The sequence below is a fragment of the Halobacillus sp. ACCC02827 genome, from assembly GCF_030291935.1.
Classification (GTDB): Bacteria; Bacillota; Bacilli; order Bacillales; family Halobacillaceae; genus Halobacillus.
This window is the reverse complement of the sequence record NZ_CP128168.1, coordinates 2081546-2105439: the sequence shown is the minus strand read 5'-3', so window position 1 is coordinate 2105439 and position 23894 is coordinate 2081546. Positions and strand designations below refer to the sequence as shown.

The window sequence follows — 23894 nt, the reverse complement described above, 5'->3', positions numbered from 1 at the left end:
GGGAGGGGGCGGGAAGCAAATCAGGCTTCTTCCTCCCTCTTAAAGGTGTGTTTGGCAGTGACAGCCATCTCCACCTCTTCAATCGTTCGACAATAGCTGGACTCGATGTCCTCGTCCAACTCTTTTGTTTTCGCTTTCATCCAGCGAAGGGTGGTTAAATTTCGGAACCAGTCTCCAGGCTCTGCTTCCTGATGTGTCCAGTCTTCCCATGCCTGCTCAAGTGGAGGACTGTATATTTTAGGACCCTTATGCTTTCTTCTGCATGGACTTTCTAACAGCTCATGAACCTTCCCTGGTGGTGTTTCCTTTACAAGGCTGAACAAGTCCGGCCAGTAATCGCTTCGTGATCCGGAATGCACATGTGCTTCTGACCACGCTGTAATCTGCTCCAATCGTGACTTTACAGAGAAAAGAGTATGGTATAAAGACTTGCCGAAGAAGACACGCGCATCGACGGCAGAGAAGTGATGAACCGTTCCTCCAATCAGCTTCGTTTTCTTCTGGTTCGGAGTCTCGTAAGGGAATAGGATGTGATTAAAGTCAAGAATGTCCTGCAGCTTAAACATGACTTTGTCCGTCACGGTCTGCATATATTGATGATTCTGGACGACACGTTCCTCAATATACATCTGCTCGTTAACGATCAGGGCTTTGGTGATTCTTTCACTGTTCCCATCGTCCCAGAACTTCTCCCAAAAAGGAAGCATGAACGCAGAAATTCCGAGGGGGGCGAGCAGGTGGAAGAGAGGTCTGCCGATCTGCCTGCTGTATTGATACAACAGCAATTGCGGATAAGCATCCTGAAAAATAAGCCAGTTTCCCCGCTCCAAAAACACGAAGAAATCGACTTGTTCTTTTCCTGATAATAATACAGGGAGATATTCCCCCTTAAGGTCCGTCATGTTCCACCCTGCATTTCTGGAAACAAGGTGAGCGAGCAGGGACCAGTGCATTTCCGGGTTGTTTCGATAATACTGGAAATATGCTGCAGTTCTGGTGCAGTTGTTCCGGTTCGCCGTTACCGTCTCTTTCCGGATGGCTTCGATGATCTCTTTATCCTTCATCGATAAGGGGTGACTCACGCCCTTCGCTTTCAGCGTTTGTTTCAATTGTTTCTTCAACCAGCGACCGCCGTCCAGCATGCCTGTCGTCTCCTCTCTTACCTTGCCGTTTTTTTATACTATATAGTATCCGCGAAACCTTCCTTTTCATGTAAAAAAAGGAAGGTTATTTTGCACTCGATGACGAATGTCAAAGAATAAGGAACAGGCGTTTTCTTATCCGTTTATCCAAGGATATGAAAAGGGCAGAGGAGGTTATGTCCCATTTATTCCTTTGTTTTCTTCGCAGGGGAAGGAATAAGTGAAGCGTTGGATGAAAGCTGAAAAATCGAAGGAGGGATAGGATGGAACAAAAGCTGTTGTGGACTAATTTTGAAGACCAGGGAGCAGAATTTGTGACGATCAAGCATCAGACAGATTACATGCAGGCGGAAGGGACGGTCCTGCTGGTCCGTGAAGAGCGTCCGGTACGAATCAGATATTCGATCAAGCTCGGATCCGACTGGAAGACGAAGAAGGTGAAAATATATAAGGAGGACAGGGAGGAGCCGTTTGTCGTCCAGACAGAGAAGGAAGATAAATGGTATGTGAATGGGTGCTATGACGAGAATATGGATGGAGCTACGAATGTGGATCTGTCCATCACCCCTTTATCCAACATGTTTCCGATCAACCGGGTGTCGTGGGAGATCGGGCAGAAGCGGACGTTTAAGATGGTATATATCGACGTGTGGAAAGAAGAGGCTGCGCCTGTACTCCAGACCTACACGTATTTAGGCGTTGACGGCGGAGAACGGGTTTTCCAGTATAAATGCAGAGAATATGAAACAAAGATTTTTGTCGATGAAAGTGGAGTAGTCATGGAATATCCAAGGGTGTTTACCTTGGCTGCTTCTGCACAGTCGGAAGAGAGCGGGGAGAAGCCTCCTTCCACAAATGAAACCATGGCCTTCCACGCGTTTTATTAACTGGTGCTTTCCCTACCCCGTTCCGCGGGGTTTTTGTTTTATACAGGAAGAAGTTTTATACTTAAAGTAGAGTGGACCAATCAGCTAAGAGGAGAGGAAACAACATTCATGAACACGGTAGTTATATTGGCGGAAAAGCCTTCCCAGGCGAAGGCATATGCAGACGCCTTTCAAGTGAAAGAAAAAACGAAAACCCATATTGTCATAAAACCGGACCCCATTTTTCCGGAAGGGGCTGTTATCACTTGGGGGATTGGTCATCTTGCAGAATTAAAGGAACCCCACGATTATAAGAAAGAATGGAAAACGTGGAAATTGGACGAACTGCCGATCATTCCTGATAATTTCCGTGAAAAGGTACAGGCAGGAAAAAGCGCTCAATTCCGGGCGGTGAAGAACTGGTTCCAGTCGGCGGACATGATTATTAATGCTGCGGACGTCGATCGGGAAGGATCGAATATTTTTTATAGTATACTCCGTCTCACAGGGGTACGTCATAAACCAATTAAGCGTTTGTGGATCAATTCCCTGGAGAAGGATGAAGTCAGGAAAGGATTCCAAAACCTCCAGTCGAACGAACGGGATCTGTTAATGTTCCAGGAAGCCAAGGCAAGGCAGATCAGCGACTGGATCGTCGGCATTAATGCGAGCCGGTTATTTTCTCTTTTAATGCAGCAAAAAGGTTTTGCCGGAAGTCTCTCGATCGGAAGGGTGCAGTCCCCGACTGTTTATATGATCTACCAAAGGCAGATGGAGATAGAGCAATTCGTTTCTACCCCCTTTTATCAGCTCGAAGGGACCTTTACATCCCGGCAGGGGACTTATAAAGGGATGGCTGAGGTTAAAGCAGATAAGAAAGATGTCGTGGAGGAGCTGTTAATAAAACATAACATCGAGGAAGGTGCCCGGGCAGCAGGAAGCGTGCAGACGGTGGAGAAAAAACGAAAACATATTAAATCTCCGAAGCTTCATTCCTTATCGACCCTGCAGAGTACGGCGAACCGAAAATGGAAGTACAGCCCTTCCCATGTGTTGAAGACCGTGCAGAAGCTGTATGAGAAGAAGCTGGTCTCCTACCCGAGAACCGACAGCCAGCACATAACAAAAAGTGAGTTCAGTTACCTGCGCAATAATCTGGAAGGGTATCAGCAGTCGATGGGAGTGACGTTCCAACCGTCCTCTACCTATCCAAAGAAGCGGTACGTCGATGATGGAAAAGTACAGGAACACTATGCTATCGTCCCCACGAAGAAGGTGCCGACTGCGTCTGCTATAGAACGCCTCACACGCGATGAGACAAACTTATACAAAGAAGTAGTCCTGACGACACTCGCCATGTTTCATGAGGATTATATTTATGAAGAGACAACGATTAAGACGGAAGTTCAGGAACTGCTGTTCACCTCCGTTGGGAGAGTAGAAGTACAGAAGGGCTGGAAGGAATTGTTTCCGACTGGGAAGAAAACAAACGACGAGGACATCCTCCCGCCTGTAAAGCCGGATGAAGGCGTGGAAGCTGTTGTACATATTAAAGAAGGAATGACGAAGCCGCCGAAGCCGTACACCGAGGGGCAGCTGATCAACATGATGAAGACGTGCGGAAAGTATATCGAGGATGAAGCGGATCATGAGATTTTGAAAGAGGTGGAAGGGCTAGGAACAGAGGCCACCCGTTCAGGGATCATCGAGACAATTAAAGTACAGAAGTACATCGAAGTGAAGAAGAACATCGTCAGCATTACAGAGAAAGGCCGTATGCTCTGCGAAGCGATCGACGGTACATTATTGTCGAGTCCGGCCATGACGGCGAAGTGGGAGACGTATTTGAAGAAAATCGGGAACGGACAAGGTTCCAGTGACTCATTTCTTAAGCAGACGGGACAATTCATTCATAAGCTTATAGAAGAAACGCCGGGTCAAGTAGAAAAAGTGAAAGTACGCGCAGCTGCTCAAACAAGAACGGGGGAAGCCATCGCGCAATGTCCAGCCTGTAAGCAGGGAGGCGTGATGGATCGAGGACGGTTCTACGGATGCTCCGCCTACAAAGAGGGATGTAAGCTTTCTTTTCCAAAGCGGATCGCCGGAAAGACGCTTACAAAGCATATGATTAAAACGCTCTGCGAGAAACGGAAGACGAGAGTTCTGAAGGGTTTCAAAGGGAAGAAAAAATTTAATGCAGCGCTGCTTCTGGATGAAAAGAACAAGATAAAATTTGATTTTGAGAATAAAACGAAAGACAATAAGTAACCCTTCATCCATATTTACTTAACATTTATTACAAATAATGTATAATGTTCAGGGAGAGATAGATACAGGGGATACGTAACAAAGGATGGGGATAGGAAATGCCGGATAAGGAAGAAAAGTCCACTGATGAAATGAGTCAGGCGATGGGGAAGAAAAAGCAGCAATATAAATCTGTCCGTATTTATCCGGAAGATTTTCAAGAGTACAGACGTCTGGCATTTCATAATGATACGTCTATTGTAGAGACGATATCACAAGCGCTCGCAGCTTATAAAGAAAAATTCGAAGACGGGAACAGATGAATGGAAGAAGAGTACCAGCATAAAGCTGGTACTCTTTTCGTCTTTTGCAGACTTCATTTGAATAGATGGATCATGGGAGTGTCTATTCTTTGACTTCATTACCCTATTGGGTATATAGTGTGTGGATGGAAAGGCGTGATTGTATGATATTAGCTGTCATTATTCCATTATTGATCCTAATCCTGTTTTCCAAGCGCTATTTACCTGTGTTTGGCTTGAAGGATTTCAACAGGCACCCCTCTTCCTCACTTGAAAAGGGAGTCATCGTCGTGGATACGAGGGATTACCAAGTGTCCTCCAAGGAGGCGTGCGACGGCACGCTGCTTCTCCCGCTTGCGTATCTGCGAAGGTATTACCCGAATATTTCGTCGACCCGCGTTGTGTTGATCTGCGCGGATAAGGTGGAGAGGAACCTGGCCGTGCGTTTCCTGGAACGGAAAGGGTTTAAAGTAGAAGGGTTCTATGTACCGCAGGAAACAAACCGCCTCTCCAAGCCTTGTTTAGGAGAGTAGAATACTGAAAAAAAGGAGCTGTCCTTATTAGGACAGCTCTTTTTTATGGGTGCGTTTTCTCTTTCGTTTCTTTCTTTTTACTTCAGCGTTTATTGCTTTATAGAAAGATATGCCCATTAACATAAGAATAATGGAGAATGGAAAAGCAGCGACGATCAGGACGTTTTGCAGCCCCTGTGTTCCGCCGAAATACACGATGATGGCTGCCATCGCTGACAGCGAAACGCCCCAAAGGATTTTGACGAATCCCGGAGGGTTCATGGATCCCCCTGTAGAAAGCATCCCCAGGACAAATGTCGCTGAATCGGCGGATGTAATGAAGAATATTGCTATGACAAACAGTGTAAGGAATGACATAACTGTACCGAGGGGATAATGCTGTAACGTTGCAAACGTCGCCGTTTCAACTGGGAATTGTGAGATTTTCTCTATGCCCAACTGCTCCAGGTTCAATGCAGAAACACCGAACACGGTGAAGAAAATGAAGCAGATCAATGATGGGACGAGTAGAACCCCAAGCATGAATTCTTTAACGGTTCTTCCTTTAGATATACGGGCAATGAATATACCGACGAATGGTGCCCAGGAGATCCACCATGCCCAATAGAAGAGAGTCCAGTCATTAATCCAGCTTCGGCCGTCTTCATCAAGGGGAGCGATCCGGAAGCTCATATCTACGAAATTTGCGATATAACTCCCGATAGAAGAAGTAAACATATTCAGGATGTACAGGGTCGGACCAACGATGAACAGCATGATCATAAGTAGGAAACCGAGTCCCATATTGGCATTACTCAAATATTTGATTCCTTTACTTACACCGGACCATGCTGACGCAAGGAACAGGACTGTTGATACAGTAAGGATAATCAGCTGTACCGTGAAGTTGGTCGGAACGTTGAACAGAAAGGCGAGTCCCTCGTTGATTTGAGCAGAACCGAAACCTAGTATGGCTGCGACCCCTACGACAGTAGCTACAACAGCCATCGTATCCACAGCCTTCCCGAGCGGTCCGTTCATTCGTTCTTCACCGAAGAGAGGAATAAGCGTCGGGCTGATCAGGCCGGAGTAACCTTTGTAAAAACGGAAGTAGGCAAGGACGAGGGCAGTCAAGGCGTAAATCGCCCAGGCGTGGATGCCCCAATGGAAAAACGAAAACTGAAGCGATTGCTTAATCGCTTCGTCACTGCCTTCTTCCGCAATCGGGCTGTTGATGAATGCGTGGGAAATGGGTTCGGCGGTCGTCCAGAACACAAGTCCCATTCCCAACCCTGCGCTAAATAACATAGCAAACCATGTCGGAAGATTGAAATCGGGTTCGTCTGATTCCTTTCCTAATTTAATCGTATTGAACCTCGAGAAAATAAGGTACACACAAAAAATTAAAATCAAAACGACGAGAAGCAGATAATACCAGCCGAAACGATCGGAAACAAACGCAGTTATTGATTCTGTTACATGTTGTAAATGTTCAGGGCCGACAGCCCCCCAAATGATGACAAGCGCACAGATGGCGATGCCATACCAAAATACACTAGATACATTTTTCAAACTTCTTTCACCTCATACGTGTATGTAAGCAGACGCTTCAAACTTCCTTATACCCTGTTTAGGTATAAAGAAAACCAGTGTCTATTCATGATGCCTGACATACTTATTTTTTCGTAAATTTGAGCGACATTTAAGAGCATAACATAAGATTAGAAAACGGCAAAATCACGTAGGGAAGCTTTAAAGGTGATGCTTATGTACCTCGGCGACCTATTCGACATATCCTCTAAATCATGCTGTAATCGTCCGTTTTCTTTAAGAATAAAACGAAATTGTCTCTTTTTTAAGGTCATGTAAAAAAAGTTAACATAGGTATTGTGAAAATTTTCAGTATTTGCTAAACTCTTAACTAACATACAATGTAATAAAATCTAACATTAGGAGATGGGCTGATGGATTCAACGTTTCTTATGAATAATTTATGGATCATCGTTTGTACAATCCTCGTATTACTGATGCAGGGAGGATTCATTTTACTGGAAGCAGGCTCAACGAGAATGAAGAACGCGGGACACATTGCGGGCAAAACAGTTTTCACTGTAGGGATTGTTTCTTTAGTTTTCTGGGCTGTCGGTTACGGTCTTATCTACGGTGAGGGCAATGCCATCATTGGATTTTCTGATTTCTTTTTCGGTGATGCCACAACGATGGGCGAGGGGCTTGCCGGTTCGGTTGATTTCATGTTCCAACTCGCCTTTGCGGCCATTGCTATGACTATTGCCTTTGGGGGGTTCGCTGAGCGTGCCAAGTTGATCGCTTATGTCATATTCGCTGTTTTGTTTTCCGTTATCATCTATCCTGTCATTGCTCACTGGATCTGGGGCGGCGGATGGCTAGCCGAGCATGGAAAGCAGGATTTCGCAGGATCGACAGTCGTCCATTTGACAGGTGCCATGGCCGCGCTTGCGGCTACGATGATCCTTAAACCGAGGATCGGCAAATACAATAAGGACGGATCATCCAATGAAATTGCGGGACATAACCAAGTATTCACGGCGCTTGGGGTACTGCTTCTTTGGGTGGGATGGTTCGGATTTAATGCGGGAAGTACCTTCGGGGTGGCAGATGCTTTCTTCGGATATGTTGCTTTGAACACTCAGCTTGCAGCTGGGGCAGGTGCGGTTGGAGCCATGCTGATGGTGTGGGTGATCACGGGTAAAGCAGATGTGCCGACAACGCTGAACGGCGCATTGGCAGGGTTGGTCGCCATTACGGCTTCCTGTGCCTTTGTTGAGCCATGGGCGGCTGTCGTTATCGGTTTGATTGGCGGTGCGTTTGTATTCTTCAGTATGCGTTTCTTTGACAAACGTAGAATTGACGATCCTATCTTTGCTCTTTCTGTTCACGGAACGGTCGGAGTATGGGGGACGTTGTCCAACGGTCTTTTCGCTACTCCGGAATTGGCGACCGTCGGGCGCCCCGGGTTGTTTTACGGCGGCGGGTTTGAACAACTTGGAGTCCAGCTTTTAGGTGTCGTAAGCTGTGGACTTTATGCATTCATCGTTTCCTATATTATCCTGAAGGTAATGGATAAATCGATGGGAGGCTTGCGCGTAACGGAAGAGGAAGAAATTATGGGTCTTGACTTGAGTGAGCATGGAGGATATGGATATCCAGAGAACCTGACACCTCCGAAAACGGGTGCTTAAATAAGAATCGGGAAGGGATACGATGTTGGATACTTATGAAGCTTTAAGAGAGTATCGGGATATGAGATTGCAGTCTGTTCTCTATGGCCATAAGGAACTGCACGCACTTCATGATCGTTTGATTACAAGGACGTTTCGTCTGGCCAGGCGGCAGGTAGCGAAAGAGCAGGGTGATCCCCCTGCTCCTTTTGCTTTCTATTTAATGGGTAGTGCCGGCAGAGGTGAGCAGTCGGTTTGGAGCGATCAGGATCACGGCATTCTTTTTTCAGGAGAGGACCACCTACAGGGATACTTCCTGCGTCTTGGAGAAGAAGTGAGCCGTGGGTTGGAAGTTGTTGGTTATGATCGGTGTGAAGGAGAAGTCATGGCTTCCAATCCGCTATGGTGTCAAAGTACAGTTAGGTTCAAGGAACAAATTCGCAGTTGGCTCGAAGCGGAAGATTGGCAAACGCTGCGCCATTTTACAATATTTTTTGATTCGAGGGTGCTGCATGGGGATCCTGTTCTTTTGGAAGAGGTAAAAGCCCATGCGTTCTCACAATTGCACAAGGCCCCTCACCTTTATAAACGCTTGTATGAAAATATGGAATTCATGAAAAAAGGGACAGGAGTATTTGGTCAGCTTTTGACGGAACAGACAGGGGAGGGCAAAGGGAAAATAAACGTGAAAGAAACCGTTTATTTTCCTTATGTGAACGCCTTGAGAATTCTGGCACTATGTGAAGGCATCTATCCACCTTCCACCCTGGAGAGATTCCGTGCGCTGTTATCGTATTATCCAAGCCTCTCCGAGTATGAAGATGACTTTCGGAAGTTGTTGGAATACCGAATTCAATGGGGTCGGGATGCGGATCATTATGAAAACGTACATCTGATTTCTCCTTCTATTTTGGATAAGGAAGAGAAACGGTTGTTAAAGCGATGGATGAAGCATGGGAAGCAGTTGGTGTCAGAAACGCGGCACCACATAAGGGGAGGAGGATAAGTATGAACCCCTTCTTTCAATTCGTAAAGGATCTTTCCGGGAGATTGGGGAGCGGTTTCTCTTCCTTGAATGAGAAGGATCCGACGAGCGTGGCCTATATGAGAAGTCTGGAGCGTCTAATGAAAGAGAAGGATGTGCTCTCTCTTCCGTTTAATGAACTTCCGATTACAGTTTTTGACTTAGAAACAACCGGATTTCATCCATATAACGGGGACCGCATCCTGTCCATAGGCGCCGTAAAGGTCAAAAGAGGAGAGGTAGTGAAGGAGGATACCTTCTATTCCCTCGTCTCCTCAGAGGTTCCGCCATCGGATGAAATCACGCAGCTTACGGGAATTACGGAAGAAATGATCCATGGCGCCCCGTCTCTCCAAGAGGTACTTCGAGAGTTTTATACGTATATTAAGGATGATGTACTCGTAGCACATCATGCATCCCATGAGAAACAGTTCATGCAGCATGCCACGTGGCTTGCTTTAAAGAAGAAGTTTCAGCATCGACTCGTCGATACTTCTTTTCTGACGAGACTCACCCTTAGTGAGGAACACCAACTTAGTTTGGATGCCTGTTGTGACGTTTATGGTATAACGAATGAACAGAGGCACCATGCCCTGCACGATGCGGTAGCAGCAGCGGAAATTTGGGTGGAAAGCGCGCGGCTCGTTCAAGGGCAGGGATATTCCAACTTGAACGATGTCTACGAAAGACTTGCCAATATGGAAGATTGACAGCACAAAAACCTTTTTGTGCTGTTCGGTTATTCAAATAAACGTTGTTTCCTTTCTTTACTTATACTATATTTAATGCATACTACCACGAACATACCAACCAGTTAGTATGTAAAGGGGATGAGCAAAAGTGAGTAAGGTGGAGACGGTACGAGGACTTGTACATGTGGATCAATTGGGTAAAACGTTGATTCACGAGCACTTTTTTTTCGGATATCCTGGATTTCACGGGGACTTGACACTTGGCGGCTTCGATTTTGACGAGAAGAAAGCACAGGGCATAAAAACGGCGGCTTTGATGATGGAACACGGCGTCCAAACGGTTGTCGATCCCACGCCTAATGAGTGCGGGAGAGATGTGAAGTTGTTGAGAGCGGTGTCTGAAGCTACAGGCCTTCATATCATCTGCGCGACGGGGTTTTATTATGAAGGAGAAGGAGCAACGCCTTACTTCCAGTTTCGACAACAGCTCGGTACAGCGGAAGAAGATATCTATAGTATGTTCATGACAGAGATTACGGAAGGGATCGAAGGCACGGGAATTAAACCCGGGATCATTAAATTGGCATCAAGCAAGGGCCGGATCACGGAGTATGAGCAGATGTTTTTCCGGGCAGCGGTGCGGGTTCAAAAAGAGACGGGGATTGTCCTTTTGACACATACCCAGGAGGGAACGATGGGACCGGAGCAGATAAACTTCCTGACGGACGAGGGCGCGATTCCGGAGAAGGTCGTCATTGGTCATATGTGTGGCACAAGTGACTTAAATCAGCATTTACAAGTATTGAAAAAGGGAGCGTATGTGGCACTCGACCGTTTTGGGCTTCAAGGCATTGTTGGCGCACCGGAAGATGAAGAGAGGCTTGCTGTATTAACGGCCCTTGTAGGCATGGGCTATGAAGATCAGTTGTTTCTTGCTCACGATACGGTAAACACATGGTGGGGAAGGGAGCCCGTTCTTCCGGAAACTTTACAATCCCTGCTTGCCAATTGGCATCCTGATCATCTTTTTAAAAATATCCTCCCGGAGCTCCTTGAGAAGGGGATCCTTTCATCAGAACAGATAACTACGATATTTCATTCCAATGCTGCCCGCTTATTTGGAGGAGGAGCGGTGGAAGGAAAAATGGACAGGCTTGAAACAAAGCATATAAATTAGATCGTACACCGGTTCCGAAAACAGGAACCGGTGTTTTTTTGACGGTCCTCCTGGTTTCATCGCAGTATTCTTTTGGTATGATATAGAAAGTCGATTAAACTTAGGTCGGAAATGAGGGGGTTCTATGTCAAAACCACGCATGAAACTCAGCACGATTATTATGATATTCGTCTGCCTGGTCGTGCTCTTATCTTTGTTGATTACAGATCTCTTAATTACCCGGTCGACCGGCAGTGACATAGAGAACCAGCTGGAAGAAAAGGCCGGGATCGTTTCCAAGACAGTGGCCCAGTCGAGACTGGTTCAGCAGGAACTGGAGAATGGGGAAGCGGACATGGATATACAGGAATATACCATGTCGGTACAGGAAGCTTCTGATGTGTTATTTATTGTTGTCATGGATATGAACGGGATCCGCCTTTCTCATCCAAACCAATCCTTGATTGGAAAGCCGTTTCAAGGAGGAGATGAGCAAAGGGTGCTCGAAGGGAAGACTTACGTATCGAAGTCGGAAGGTACACTCGGGCAGTCGCTGCGCGCTTTTGCTCCAGTAATAAACAGAAAGGGCGAACAAATCGGAGCGGTGTCCGTCGGTATTTCTCTTGAGGCGGTGGAAGAATCGATTCATCAAAACCAGAGGCAGATTCTTATTGGATCGATCATCGGTGTGCTGATCGGTATCGCTGGTGCTTTTCTGCTGGCTTGGTATATTAAACGGAGTTTATTCGGACTGGAGCCCTATGCCATTGCAAGAATTCATGAAGAGCGTAACCAAATGCTTCACTCGGTGAGAGAAGGTATTATTGCAATTGACCGTGATGGAGTAATTGTGATCGTCAATGAGTCGGCGCGGCGAATCTTTCGAAAAGCGGGTCTGGGAGCCAAAGAACCGATTGGGATGGTCATCCATGATTTTCTGCCGGGAACTTCTTTGGAGCGGGTTTTAAGTACGAAAGAGGGCGAATTGGATGAAGAGCAGGTAATCAACGGGGTGGCCATTATTACAAACAGGGTCCCGTTAATCGTTCAAGAGGAAGTGATCGGTGCCATTGCGACGTTCAGAGACAAGACGGAAGTGAACAGGCTGGCAGAGGAACTGACCGGCGTTAAGCTCTATGCAGACACGCTGAGAGCCCAGTCCCACGAGTTCATGAATCAACTGCACGTCCTGCTTGGATTAATCGAAATGAGAGAATATGAACGGTTGAAGGAGTTCATCGGAACCCTTGTGGAGCATCAGGCGCATGAGGTCGGTCATGTGACGAAGTATATTAAAGATTCCGCCTTGGCAGGTTTTCTTATCGGCAAGATCAGTTATGCGAGGGAAGCGCAGGTTGGAATGACCATCGAGTGCGAGACGGAGATCCCGCCATCTAAAAATCCGGCTTTTTCACACAAATTAATTACCATTCTAGGTAATTTAATCGATAACGCAATCGAAAGTTCCGAAAACAGCGGTCGTAAACGGATCCGCGTCTTCCTTTCTTATATCGACGGCCTGCTGGAGGCTGCTGTAGAAGATCAAGGAACAGGGATCCCAAGGGGAGCTGAAAATAAAATTCTGGAGAAGGGTTTTTCAACCAAGGAAGGATTCCACAGAGGCTTCGGCCTGTTCTTGGTTAATAAAACGGTCGAAGAAGAAGGTGGTACGCTGGAAATGGAGAGGAACGATTCGGGCGGCATGACCTTTACGGTGCTTCTGCCATATGAACCAGGAGGGAAATATCATGATTAAAGTTCTGATCGTGGAAGACGATCCCATGGTGGGAGAATTGAATAAGCAGTATATCCACCAAATGGAAGGTTTTACGACGGTAAAAGTCATCAAAGAAAGTGAGAACGTTCTTCCATATTTGGAAGATGCAGCGGTTGATCTGGTACTTCTGGATATATACATGCCCAAAATGAACGGTTTGGAACTGTTGAAAGAAATTCGCAACCGTAATGCGAATGTCGATGTCATCCTGATAACGGCAGCGTCCGACAGGGAACATATACAAAAAGCGATGCGTTATGGTGCCATTGATTATTTGATCAAGCCGTTTGAATTTGAAAGGTTTGAAGAGGCCGTATTGCGATATAAAGGGCGGCGGAGTAAATGGATTCAGAAAGACCATATGAGTCAAAGAGATCTGGATTCATGGCTGCGGCCTTCGTCGGAAGCGTCTCCTCTTCCGGCAGAACTCCCGAAAGGGTTGACGAAGAACACGCTTCACCGCGTTCATAAAGCAATTCAGGCTAGAAAGGGGGAAACCTTCTCGACGGAAGATCTCTCGGATGCAACCGCCATTTCAAGGGTGTCGATCCGTAAGTATTTGAAATTTTTGAGTCGAATACAATACCTGGAGGAGACGCTCAGTTACGGTGTAGGGCGTCCGATATATCTCTATCAGACGAAAGAAGGGCAGGATCATGTCCTCCATCCATACTTATGAAAGCAGCTTCCGCAGCTGCTTTTTTTAGTTTCAATAAATAAATTAATTTCACAATATGTTCATAAATAACAGAATTTCTTATGATAGGTTCAACAATTGAAAACGCTTACTATAAAGGGAGTGGTGAAATGGCGCAAACAGCAGGTAATATGTATGAGCAAAAGCAGACAGGAAATGTCACGGAATTAAAGCAGGAGAAAAGAACGCCGAAAATCTTCGGGTTACCGGTAGTATGGTTCGGAATTTTTGCTGTAATCACGTTGGTTAGTTTATATACTGGTAATCTTCCCGGTGGTATGATCGGCAGTCTTCTCCTCATGATCGTTCTCGGAGAACTACTTGGTTGGATCGGCGACCATACACCGATCGTTAAAACGTTCCTTGGCGGGGGAGCGATCGTAGCCATTTTCGGAGCAGCATTTATGGTCTATATGAACTGGCTCCCGGCGGCTTCGGTCGACAGCATGACCACGTTCATGACGGATGGCGGTTTTCTTAATTTCTACATCGCCGCACTCATTACAGGAAGTATTCTCGGTATGGATAAGCAGGTACTTGTTAAAGTCGGACTGCGCTATTTCGTTCCGATCTTCGGTTCTTTGATTGGTGCAGCATTATTTGCCGGCCTGCTTGGTGCGATCGCCGGTTTTTCCATTCGAGATGCGGTACTAGTCATTACGATGCCGATCATGGGCGGGGGTATGGGAGCAGGTGCTGTGCCAATGAGTCAGGTTTATTCGGAGTTGATGGGGAATGACCCGGGATACTATATTTCCATGCTTGTTCCCGCACTCGCTCTGGGCAATGTTTTTGCTATCGTCCTTGCCAGTATGCTGGATATGCTCGGTCGAAAGGTTCCTTCCTTAAGCGGTAACGGACAGTTGATGAGTGGTTTCAAAATAAAGGAAGAAAAGCATACGTACGACATTAAGAAAATGGGTGTCGGAATGCTTGCTGCCATAGCATTCTTCTCTCTGGGGGGGCTTCTTGGCGATTTCATTCCTCTTCATCCATATGCGTTAATGATTATCCTGGTAGCTGTAGCCAAAATAGCGGATGTCATTCCGCAAACGGTCCTGGACGGTGCCAGTCAGTGGTATAAATTTGTTGCATCCAATTGGACGCTTGCCCTGTTATTTGGAATCGGTATCGCTTATACGGATTTAAATACTGTCATCGAAGCGTTGACACTTCCTTACATTCTAACTGTTTTCGGGGTAGTCTTCGGTGCGATCATCGGCGCCGGTCTGCTTGGAAAGCTGGTCGGGTTCTATCCAATAGAATCCGCCATTACAGCTGGTCTGTGTATGGCGAATATGGGTGGTACGGGAGATGTGGCTGTTCTTTCTGCCTCGAAGCGTATGGAGCTTATGCCTTTTGCGCAGATTTCTTCCCGTCTTGGAGGAGCGCTGATTCTGCTTCTTGCCGGTCTGCTTGTTCCCTTGTTTATATAAGATAAAGACCGCTTTGTGAATAGGCAGAGCGGTCTTCCTTTTTATAGGTAGACTACACCCTCAAAAGGCTGAGCGAAGACGAATGATTATATAAGTGGAAAAGGAGTACATGAGGAAAACCAACTTTGTCACCCGCCGGGTGACAAAGTTGGTTTTCCTCTTTCTTGTGAATATGCAAGCGCTATCCTATCATAAAACATGTAACGATAAACGATTTATGAAAGGAAGAGGAAAGTGGCAGAATCAAACATTAAAGTAAAAGTTCAGAAGTTTGGTAACTTCCTCAGTTCAATGGTATTGCCTAATATCGGCGCTTTTATTGCTTGGGGATTAATTACGGCTTTATTTATTCCTACTGGTATTATCCCAAATGAAAGCCTTGCCAATCTGGTGGATCCTATGGTTTATTATCTGCTGCCTCTATTGATTGGTTATACAGGCGGTAAGCTTGTCCATGATCAACGTGGAGGAGTGGTAGGTGCCATTGCAACGATGGGAGTGATCGTCGGGGCACCGGAAACACCGATGTTCCTGGGTGCTATGATCATGGGGCCGCTCGGAGCATGGGTGATTAAGAAGTTCGACCAGATGATCGAAGGTAAAATTCGGGCAGGTTTTGAAATGCTCATCAACAACTTTTCCGCAGGGATACTCGGTGGCCTGCTGGCCATCCTTGCTTATCTCGGTATTGGTCCGGCCGTTGACGCCTTTACAGAAGTCCTGGTAGCAGGAGTGGACTGGCTGGTTGGAGCAGGATTGCTTCCTTTGACAAGTCTTCTCATAGAACCTGCAAAAATATTGTTCTTAAATAACGCCATCAATCACGGCGTTCTTTCTCCGATCGGGCTGGAACAGGTTCAACAAGGCGGAAAATCCATCCTGTTCTTATTGGAAGCAAACCCGGGGCCGGGTCTTGGTGTCTTACTCGCTTTCATGATTTTTGGAAAAGGTACAGCAAAGAGGTCGGCACCTGGAGCAGGTATCATCCATTTCTTTGGCGGTATTCATGAAATCTACTTCCCGTATGTGCTGATGAAGCCGCTGCTCTTTGTATCTGTAATTCTGGGAGGCATGAGCGGAATCTTTACGCTGGTCCTCTTAAACGGAGGCTTGGTGTCACCAGCTTCCCCTGGTAGTATTTTCGCTATTCTTGCCGTCACACCGCCGCAGGGCGTGTCGTACGTGGCAAACATTGCCGCTATCCTGGTAGCGACAACCGTCTCTTTCCTCGTCTCGGCCGTCATATTGAAATCAAGTAAGGCTGCAGAAGAGGATATCGATCAAGCTACAAAGAAGATGGAAGAAATGAAAGGGAAAAAGAGCTCTGTTTCAGGACAATTGAATCAGGGTACCCTTCCTCAAGAGGTCAGCAAGGTTGTTTTCGCCTGTGATGCAGGTATGGGATCAAGTGCAATGGGAGCCTCTCTTTTACGTAAAAAGATGAAAGAAGCCGATCTTGATATCAAAGTAACGAACACATCAATAAGCAATCTTCCTTCGGATGCGGAAATCGTAATTACACAGGAAGAATTGACACCACGTGCCAAAAGCAAGCTTCCATCCGCTCATCATATTTCCGTAGATAACTTTTTATCAAGCCCGGAATATGAGAAACTGATTACGAGCTTGAAGAAAGACACCAGCGACAAGGTAGACAACAAAGAGCCGGCTGCTGGAAATGATGGAAAGACAGAACAGACTTCCGGTCAAGAGGAGGAGCTCTTGAAAGAGGAGAACATCTTTATGAACCAGCACTTTTCCACAAAAGAGGAGGCCATTCGTTTTGCTGGTGAAGCACTCGTTAAGGCCGGTTGTGTGGAAGACGATTATGTAGAAGCTATGCTGGAGCGGGAAACCATTACTTCTACTTATATGGGTAACAATGTAGCTATTCCTCATGGTACGGAAAATGCGAAGAAAGCTGTCATTAAATCAGGGTTTACCGTTATTCAAGTCCCGGATGGGGTTGACTTTAACGGAGAACCGGCGAAGCTGATCTTCGGAATTGCCGGGAAAGACGGAACGCATTTGGAAATTTTGTCAGGCATTGCTGTTATTTGTTCGGAACAGGACAATGTTGACCGCATGGTTCAGGCTAAAACCGCTAAAGAGTTGAAGAATATTATCAGCAGCAATTGATGGACATTTGAGAAAGGCGGAATTTCCGCCTTTCTCTTTGCATGGATGGACAAGATTAACCGGCACCTTTAAAGAAATGAGAGGATCGCATGTTTATTACATCCAAGGAAAAAGCAATCATCGATTTAATTGTAAGAACATCAGGAAAGCATACTGTCTATTCTCTTTCCGCAGCGCTTGAGGTAAGCGGAAGGACAATTCAACGAAATTTGAAATCTATTGAAAAGCTTCTTCAAACGTACCATTTGACATTGAAGCGGACAAAAGAAGAAGGTTTATTTATTGACGGTAGGAATGAACACATTTATAAGCTCATTCAGGACCTCGCCGCCGTCCATACGACCGATGAAACCCCGGAAGAAAAAAAGCTGAAACTTCTTCTCATACTGTTCCGGGAAGGGCCTTCTTTCAAGAAACAAGTCCTCTCCAACCAACTTGGGGTGAGTATTGCAACTCTGGATGCCCACTTGGAGGACTTGGAGAGCTGGTTAAAGAAATTCACGATTGCCATCTCCAAAAAAAGGGGAGTCGGCTTGGAGCTTTCGGCATCAGAAACAAGCATGCGTCAGGCTCTTGCAAGTTTTATTCTCGCCTATTTCTATGAAGAGATCATGGAGCAGTTTTATCTTTTGAAAGAAGAAAAGCACGGAGGAGAGGATGTGCTCGGCTATTTGCATGCCGGATACCTGCTGCTTGCGGATGAAGCGGTAAGTGTTCCGTTTGAAGAAGAACAGTGGAAACTTGTGGATGTGGATTACCTCGGCTTCCTTATCCATTTATGTCTTTCCATTCAAAGAACCCAGGAAGGTCACCTTCTGGAACCGATAGACATGGATGAAGAGGCCATGGCGGAACACCGTGTAGTGAAGAGGATAAAAAGCAGGTTGTTCGAGAAAGACATAACGATGACCGAAGAAGATATCCAGTATTTAACGATTGTACTTAAGGGTTCTAAGGTTCAGAGCGATCAGAAAATCTATGATGATAAAATTCTCCTCAGCCATATGATCAGGAAAGTGATCCGGGAGGTTTCATTAAATCTCCATGAAGATATGACTGATGATTTTTCTCTTTTCCAAGGGCTTGTTGCTCATATGGGACCTTCGATCTTCCGACTGCAGCAGCAAATGGATTTATATAATCCATTGAAAGAAGAAATAAAAGCGAAGTACCCTGTCTTGTTCATGGCCGTCAAACGAAGCCTGGAAACGGTATTTGAAGACATGGAATTCCCAGATGATGAGGTTGCCTTTATCGTTCTCCATTTCGGTTCCGCCCTCGTCATGAAAGAGGAGCGGGTAAGAATTAAAGCGGTGGTTGTCTGCCCGACGGGAATCGGGGCTTCCAAAATGCTTGCCAGCAGAATCCAAAAAGAACTTCCGATGATTCAGGACGTGGATATTTTATCCATTCATGATTTTCAAAATGCAGATCTAAACCGATATGATATTGTCATCTCGACGGTCAGGCTTCCGTTTTCAGGAGTGGAGTATATATTGACAAATCCATTGCTGAAGGAAGAGGATATTGATGTGATTCAAGCGTATCTTCAAAATAATGTGGATAAATTGACGACGAAGGCAGAGTGGAGCACGGCTGCTAAGGAAGAACAGCCGTCGCCGCCTGTGAAGACCAAAGTAAAATCACTTCTTCAAGAAATTCGTGATGTTCACCGGAGTATGGATTCCATTCTTCACCATTTCCGTGTCTTCAGGAAAAAAGAAGCGGAAAGCCACTGGGACGTTTTGCGAGAAATGGTGATACAAGCAGACAGGGACGGAATTCTGGACTATCCCGATAGAGTCATAAATCGGTTGAGGGAACGGGAACAAATGGGTGGACTCGGTATTCCCGCTACGAGTATGGGGCTGTTCCACTGCCGTGATGCTAATGTCAAAGAGCTGACGTTTCAGGTGGCGCATATGGATAAGCCGGCGGTCGTCAAAGGGATGGACGGCGGTCGGGTTGCAATGAAGAGTTTACTACTCATGCTTGCACCGGAAGATTTGAGCAATAGGGAGCAGGAGATATTGAGCATGATCAGCACCGGACTTATTGAGGATCAGACATCAATGATGATTTTTTCCTCATCTAATCATGCGTTGATAATGGAAAAATTGGAGGAGTTGTTCTTAGACTATCTTCAAACTAAACTAATAAAGGAATGATAACATTGAGTAAAACGGTCCATTTTGGAGCAGGAAACATAGGACGTGGATTCATCGGAGCTCTATTTGCTAAATCCGGGTACCATGTCACATTCGTTGATATTGCAGATACAGTAATAGATCGATTGAACGAGGAAAAGGGTTATGACGTGAAAATGGCCTCGGAGAGTGGGGAGTCGGAGCGGATCAATAACGTATCCGGCCTTAATAACAGAACCCAGGAGAATGAGGTGGTAGCCGCAATTACGGAAGCTGCCTTTGTAACAACGGCCATCGGTCCGAACGTTCTACCAAGAATTGCCCCTCTCATTGCCAAAGGAATTGTCGAGCGGACGAAGGAGTCGGATGAGAAGCTGTATATCATTGCGTGTGAGAACCAGATCGGTGCGACGGATATCTTGAAACGCCACATTCTAGAACAGCTGAACGAGGAGGAGAAGGCAAGTCTTAAAGGACAGGTGTACTTCTTCAATTCCGCCGTGGATCGGATTGTACCGATTCAGGACCAAAGCTCTCTTGATGTCCTAGTTGAACCTTATTATGAGTGGGTGGTAGAAGCTCCAGCATCCATTCCTTCTGTGGAAGGAATGACCATCGTCGACGAACTCGATCCTTTCATTGAGCGGAAGCTTTTCACTGTGAATACCGGACATGCGGTTATCGCCTATCTCGGTTATCTCTCGGATAAAGCGACGATTCATGAAACTCTCCTTGACGAGGCTATCAAACAACAGGTCCATGCTACGTTGAAAGAAACGGGAGCCTATCTCATACATCGATACGGGTTGGAAGAACAGGCACATGAAGCCTATATAGAAAAGAATATTGAACGTTTCCAAAATTCTTATTTGAATGATCAGGTAACCCGTGTAGGAAGAGCACCTATTCGAAAATTAGGACCGGCTGACCGATTGATCCGGCCCGCTGTCCGTGCGGAGGAAGCTGGGTTGTCCTATACCATGCTTGCAGAAGCCATTGCAGCAGCGCTCCAGTTTGACTATCCGGAGGATGCAGAAGCGGTGGAAATGCAGAATATGATTCGTGACAAAGGGGTAGCGGCTGTTTTAGAAGAAGTGAGCGGCTTAGAGGAAGACCATGCCGTTGCTCAGGAAGTCATCCGTATATACAAACAAAAGACAGCGGAATAAAGCTGCAAAGAACCAGTCGTGAGGAAAGCGGCCGGTTCTTTTTTTTTCTTCATAGAAAGTTGAATAGACACTTCTGTTTAATAAAGGTAAAATATGGTTGAACAGGAGGGGGAGCATGAGTAAATTTGTTTGTATTACTTGCGGGGTTCAGTATCCGGAACAGAAAGAAGAGCCCGAATATTGTCCGATTTGTTTGGAGGAGAGGCAGTATGTCCATCCGGATGGACAGCAATGGACGACGCATAAAGACATGGTGGGCGGCGGAGTCTTCCGTAATGAGATAAAGCAGGTGGAAAAAGGACTTTACAGCATTACGACGGCTCCGTCATTCGGTATTGGACAGACGGCTTACCTCGTCTTGGGTAAAGAGTATAATGTCTTGTGGGATTGTATCACCTACTTGGATGAAGCGACGATCGAGCAGATAGACGCGCTTGGCGGGGTGGGTGCGATCGCTTTATCTCACCCTCACTATTATTCCCGCCAATTAGACTGGGCAGAAGCGTTCAAGGCTCCGATTTACATTCATGCCGATGATGCTGACTGGGTGATGGAACCTGGTGATGCCATTCAATTATGGGAGGGCGAAGTGTACTCTTTACAGCCGGGAGTTACGCTTCACCGGCTGGGCGGTCATTTCAAAGGAGGAGCCGTTCTGCACTGGGAGCACGGATTGGAAGGGGACGGGGTCCTTCTTTCCGGCGACATCATTCAAGTCGTCCAAGATACAAACTGGGTCAGCTTCATGTACAGTTATCCTAATTTGATTCCTCTGCCTGCAGAGAAAGTGAGACATATGGTGGATAGAATCGAAGGAAAGAGGTTCACTCGTCTATATAACGCTTTTCATAAGACCGTAAGGAAAGACGCGGATGCAGTCGTACAACGGTCCGCTGATCGCTACATACAAGCGTTGGAAGGCGAACTTTTTTCCACTTAAACAGAGAATTCCGAGTCGTTTGACAATGGTTCGCTTTCCCTTCTGACCTTTGATAGAATAAGCAGGTAGGATGCAAATTTGTTGTAGAAGAAGGGGAGAGAGTCAATGGGAAAGCCTGTCTATTTGAATCATGACGGCGGCGTGGATGATTTGGTGTCGTTGTTTTTACTTTTACAGATGGAAGAAGTGGATCTTCTTGGAGTCGGAGTCATTCCGGCAGATTGTTACCTGGAACCAGCCGTTTATGCAAGCAGAAAAATCATCGGCCGATTTGGAAAAGGGAAAGAGGTCGAGGTTGCTGCTTCCAATTCACGCGGGAAAAATCCTTTTCCGAAGGATTGGCGGATGCACGCTTTTTACGTAGATGCCCTACCGTTATTAAACGAGTATCCGGATAGGCAGTCGGAGCCTGTGGGTGTCCCTGCTCATGAGCATTTGGTCGATAAGGTGACAGAGAGCAAAGAGCCGGTGACGCTCGTATTCATTGGACCGTTGACGGATCTTGCAAGAGCCTTACAGTTGTCTCCTGAAATCGAATCCAACATAGAAAGGTTAGTCTGGATGGGCGGGACGTTTCTAGAGGAAGGTAATGTGGAAGAACCGGAACATGATGGAACGGCGGAATGGAATGCTTACTGGGATCCGGAGGCGGCCGCCCGCGTTTGGGAAAGTTCCATTCCCATTGATTTAGTTGCGCTTGAAAGTACAAATATGGTTCCTCTGACGCCGGAAGTTCGACAGGATTGGGCTTCCAAACGAGAGGATATCGGTATCGACTTTCTGGGTCAATGCTATGCGATGGTTCCCCCGCTTGTCCACTTCCAGACGAATTCAACGTATTTCCTTTGGGACGTACTTACGACAGCGACCGTTGGAAAGCCTGATTTAGTCAAGAAGAAGGTTGTGAAAAGCATTGTCATCGAGTCCGGAGCCAGTCAGGGGAAAACAGAGATTGCGGAGGATGGAAGAGACGTCTCTCTCGTTTATGAAGTGGATCGTGATCAATTCTTCCATTACATAACAGACCTTGCCCGGCAAGGATAAACAAAGGCATGTTCCTATTGGAGCATGCTTTTTTCATTCCCCTCTTGGAAAACTACTTCTTCTAATGATATGATGGTATTTTTGCAAAAGGCACATACACACCATAGAAGGAGTGGGAAACATCATGAATCAAATCTTATGGGGAATCGGGGGCATGCTGACGGTAGTAGCATTAGCGGTGCTTCTGTCTACAAACAGACGCCTCATTAATTGGAGAACCGTCGGTGTCGGCATCTCCCTGCAGCTATTCTTCGCATTTCTTGTCTTTCAGACCAGTGGGGGCCGTGCGGTCCTTGACGCCATGTCCACTGGTATAAGCACGTTGATCGATTATACAACAGAAGGGATTTCCTTCCTCTACGGCCCGCTTATCGATCATGAGGGCATGGGAACGATGTTTGCTTTCCAAGTCCTTCCGACCGTCATTTTCTTCAGTTCTTTGATTGCTGTTCTTTACCACCTGGGGGTCATGCAAGTGGTCATTAAATGGATCGGCGGCATGCTCTCAAAGCTGCTTGGGACAACGAAAGTCGAAAGCATCAATGCAGCTGGAAATATCTTTGTCGGACAGACGGAAGCACCTTTGCTAATCCGTCCGTTCATCTCTTTTATGTCGAAGTCAGAGCTTTTTGCAGTCATGACCGGCGGGTTCACCTCCATCGCAGGCTCTACGCTTGTTGGATATACGCTGCTCGGAATTCGTGCTGATTATCTTTTGGCAGCCTCTTTCATGGCAGCACCAGCTGCATTGGTTCTCGCCAAAATCATCGTCCCCGAGACGGAGGACAGAGTAGAAACAGCAGAAATAGTGGAGCCGGAGGATGATGATTCAGCGAACGTTTTCGATGCGATTGCGAACGGTGCAACAGCAGGTTTAAAGCTTGTCTTGAATATAGGGGCTATCTTACTTTCCTTTATTGCTATCCTTGCGCTGATGAACGGGATCATCGGATATGTCGGCGGCTTTTTCGGTATTTCCATTACGATTGAGAAGCTTCTTGGCTATCTTTTTGCACCGATGGCATTCGTAATTGGGGTGCCTTGGGAGGAGGCGGTCCGTTCTGCAAGCTTCATCGGGCAGAAACTAGTCGCCAATGAATTTGTCGCATTCACCAGTCTCGGGGAAGTCAAGGAACAGTTGAGTGAGAAAGCAGAGATTGTAACGACGTTTGCGTTGACAGGGTTTGGCAGCCTTTCCGGAATCGGGGTACAGATAGGGGCCTTGGGCGGTCTCGCTCCGGACAGACGCAAAGATGTTGCGAGGCTGGGTCTCCGGGCTGTCGTGGCGGCGACTCTAGCTAACTTTCTATCAGCAAGCATAGCGGGTATGTTTCTATAAGGGGGAACGGTGGTAAGCTTCGTCGGGTGTCCCGTCGTATTCTTACCACGTTCATCTCCAGTTTG

At 46.5% G+C, this 23894-nt stretch carries 19 protein-coding genes; 17 read left to right on the top strand and 2 right to left on the bottom strand.

Features of this window, described 5'->3' with window-relative positions; all coding sequences use genetic code 11:
- Positions 1–20: 20 nt before the first annotated feature.
- Positions 21–1142, bottom strand: a complete 1122-nt coding sequence (locus QRD89_RS11195) for a DUF2515 family protein (protein WP_286095284.1) — start codon at positions 1140–1142, stop codon at positions 21–23.
- 263 nt (positions 1143–1405) lie between these two features.
- Between QRD89_RS11195 and QRD89_RS11190 the strand changes: the two genes are divergently transcribed.
- The 4 genes from QRD89_RS11190 to QRD89_RS11175 all read left to right on the top strand — a co-directional run bounded on the left by QRD89_RS11190 (position 1406) and on the right by QRD89_RS11175 (position 5090).
- On the top strand, positions 1406–2029 hold the full coding sequence (locus tag QRD89_RS11190; RefSeq protein WP_286095282.1) for a putative glycolipid-binding domain-containing protein: 624 nt from the start codon (positions 1406–1408) through the stop codon (positions 2027–2029).
- Between the two features lie 108 nt (positions 2030–2137).
- Positions 2138–4276: a type IA DNA topoisomerase gene (locus QRD89_RS11185; RefSeq protein ID WP_286095281.1), complete on the top strand. Its 2139-nt coding sequence runs from the start codon at positions 2138–2140 to the stop codon at positions 4274–4276.
- Between the two features lie 98 nt (positions 4277–4374).
- Positions 4375–4578 (top strand): hypothetical protein, encoded by a 204-nt coding sequence (locus tag QRD89_RS11180; RefSeq protein WP_008639303.1) that lies wholly within the window; start codon positions 4375–4377, stop codon positions 4576–4578.
- Between the two features lie 143 nt (positions 4579–4721).
- On the top strand, positions 4722–5090 hold the full coding sequence (locus QRD89_RS11175) for a rhodanese-like domain-containing protein (protein ID WP_008639304.1): 369 nt from the start codon (positions 4722–4724) through the stop codon (positions 5088–5090).
- Between the two features lie 27 nt (positions 5091–5117).
- On the opposite strand, the gene QRD89_RS11170 is transcribed toward QRD89_RS11175, so the two are convergent.
- The gene (locus QRD89_RS11170) at positions 5118–6641 is read right to left on the bottom strand and encodes a BCCT family transporter (protein ID WP_286095280.1); all 1524 of its coding nucleotides are present in this window, start codon (positions 6639–6641) and stop codon (positions 5118–5120) included.
- Positions 6642–7033: 392 nt separating this feature from the next.
- Here QRD89_RS11170 and QRD89_RS11165 point away from each other — a divergent pair, with 392 nt between their 5' ends.
- From QRD89_RS11165 to QRD89_RS11105, 13 genes are all read left to right on the top strand, one after another.
- Positions 7034–8290, top strand: a complete 1257-nt coding sequence (locus QRD89_RS11165; protein WP_008639306.1) for an ammonium transporter — start codon at positions 7034–7036, stop codon at positions 8288–8290.
- A gap of 22 nt (positions 8291–8312) precedes the next feature.
- Complete coding sequence (locus QRD89_RS11160; RefSeq protein WP_286095279.1) at positions 8313–9275, top strand: DUF294 nucleotidyltransferase-like domain-containing protein; 963 nt, start codon at positions 8313–8315, stop codon at positions 9273–9275.
- A 2-nt stretch (positions 9276–9277) separates the two neighbouring features.
- The gene (locus QRD89_RS11155; RefSeq protein ID WP_286095278.1) at positions 9278–10003 is read left to right on the top strand and encodes an exonuclease domain-containing protein; all 726 of its coding nucleotides are present in this window, start codon (positions 9278–9280) and stop codon (positions 10001–10003) included.
- Positions 10004–10133: 130 nt separating this feature from the next.
- The gene (locus QRD89_RS11150) at positions 10134–11162 is read left to right on the top strand and encodes a phosphotriesterase family protein (RefSeq protein WP_062513693.1); all 1029 of its coding nucleotides are present in this window, start codon (positions 10134–10136) and stop codon (positions 11160–11162) included.
- Between the two features lie 124 nt (positions 11163–11286).
- Positions 11287–12897: a DcuS/MalK family sensor histidine kinase gene (gene dcuS, locus QRD89_RS11145; RefSeq protein WP_062513690.1), complete on the top strand. Its 1611-nt coding sequence runs from the start codon at positions 11287–11289 to the stop codon at positions 12895–12897.
- A complete protein-coding gene (locus tag QRD89_RS11140) occupies positions 12890–13597 on the top strand; it encodes a response regulator (RefSeq protein ID WP_008639312.1) in 708 nt (235 codons plus the stop codon). Before dcuS ends, QRD89_RS11140 begins: the two co-directional genes overlap by 8 nt.
- 128 nt (positions 13598–13725) lie before the next feature.
- The gene (locus QRD89_RS11135; RefSeq protein WP_026577248.1) at positions 13726–15051 is read left to right on the top strand and encodes a 2-hydroxycarboxylate transporter family protein; all 1326 of its coding nucleotides are present in this window, start codon (positions 13726–13728) and stop codon (positions 15049–15051) included.
- A 234-nt stretch (positions 15052–15285) separates the two neighbouring features.
- Positions 15286–17190 carry a PTS mannitol transporter subunit IICBA gene (locus tag QRD89_RS11130; RefSeq protein WP_286095277.1) on the top strand — a complete coding sequence of 635 codons (1905 nt, stop codon included), beginning with the start codon at positions 15286–15288 and terminating at the stop codon, positions 17188–17190.
- Between the two features lie 89 nt (positions 17191–17279).
- On the top strand, positions 17280–19358 hold the full coding sequence (locus QRD89_RS11125) for a BglG family transcription antiterminator (RefSeq protein ID WP_008639316.1): 2079 nt from the start codon (positions 17280–17282) through the stop codon (positions 19356–19358).
- A gap of 5 nt (positions 19359–19363) precedes the next feature.
- Positions 19364–20506, top strand: coding sequence for a mannitol-1-phosphate 5-dehydrogenase (locus QRD89_RS11120; RefSeq protein WP_286095276.1), 1143 nt, complete (start codon positions 19364–19366; stop codon positions 20504–20506).
- A gap of 115 nt (positions 20507–20621) precedes the next feature.
- Entirely contained in the window at positions 20622–21446 is an 825-nt protein-coding gene (locus tag QRD89_RS11115; RefSeq protein WP_062513684.1) for an MBL fold metallo-hydrolase, read from the top strand.
- Positions 21447–21551: 105 nt separating this feature from the next.
- The gene (locus QRD89_RS11110) at positions 21552–22490 is read left to right on the top strand and encodes a nucleoside hydrolase (protein ID WP_008639322.1); all 939 of its coding nucleotides are present in this window, start codon (positions 21552–21554) and stop codon (positions 22488–22490) included.
- A gap of 124 nt (positions 22491–22614) precedes the next feature.
- The gene (locus tag QRD89_RS11105) at positions 22615–23829 is read left to right on the top strand and encodes a NupC/NupG family nucleoside CNT transporter (RefSeq protein WP_008639324.1); all 1215 of its coding nucleotides are present in this window, start codon (positions 22615–22617) and stop codon (positions 23827–23829) included.
- Positions 23830–23894 lie beyond the last annotated feature (65 nt).

Coding starts and splice junctions, on each gene's coding strand:
- QRD89_RS11105 (WP_008639324.1), top strand. CDS start 22,615: ATGAATCAAATCTTATGGGGAATCGGGGGCATGCTGACGGTAGTAGCA.
- dcuS (WP_062513690.1), top strand. CDS start 11,287: ATGTCAAAACCACGCATGAAACTCAGCACGATTATTATGATATTCGTC.
- QRD89_RS11190 (WP_286095282.1), top strand. CDS start 1,406: ATGGAACAAAAGCTGTTGTGGACTAATTTTGAAGACCAGGGAGCAGAA.
- QRD89_RS11110 (WP_008639322.1), top strand. CDS start 21,552: ATGGGAAAGCCTGTCTATTTGAATCATGACGGCGGCGTGGATGATTTG.
- QRD89_RS11155 (WP_286095278.1), top strand. CDS start 9,278: ATGAACCCCTTCTTTCAATTCGTAAAGGATCTTTCCGGGAGATTGGGG.
- QRD89_RS11165 (WP_008639306.1), top strand. CDS start 7,034: ATGGATTCAACGTTTCTTATGAATAATTTATGGATCATCGTTTGTACA.
- QRD89_RS11135 (WP_026577248.1), top strand. CDS start 13,726: ATGGCGCAAACAGCAGGTAATATGTATGAGCAAAAGCAGACAGGAAAT.
- QRD89_RS11125 (WP_008639316.1), top strand. CDS start 17,280: ATGTTTATTACATCCAAGGAAAAAGCAATCATCGATTTAATTGTAAGA.
- QRD89_RS11175 (WP_008639304.1), top strand. CDS start 4,722: ATGATATTAGCTGTCATTATTCCATTATTGATCCTAATCCTGTTTTCC.
- QRD89_RS11160 (WP_286095279.1), top strand. CDS start 8,313: ATGTTGGATACTTATGAAGCTTTAAGAGAGTATCGGGATATGAGATTG.
- QRD89_RS11195 (WP_286095284.1), bottom strand. CDS start 1,142: ATGCTGGACGGCGGTCGCTGGTTGAAGAAACAATTGAAACAAACGCTG.
- QRD89_RS11115 (WP_062513684.1), top strand. CDS start 20,622: ATGAGTAAATTTGTTTGTATTACTTGCGGGGTTCAGTATCCGGAACAG.
- QRD89_RS11180 (WP_008639303.1), top strand. CDS start 4,375: ATGCCGGATAAGGAAGAAAAGTCCACTGATGAAATGAGTCAGGCGATG.
- QRD89_RS11140 (WP_008639312.1), top strand. CDS start 12,890: ATGATTAAAGTTCTGATCGTGGAAGACGATCCCATGGTGGGAGAATTG.
- QRD89_RS11185 (WP_286095281.1), top strand. CDS start 2,138: ATGAACACGGTAGTTATATTGGCGGAAAAGCCTTCCCAGGCGAAGGCA.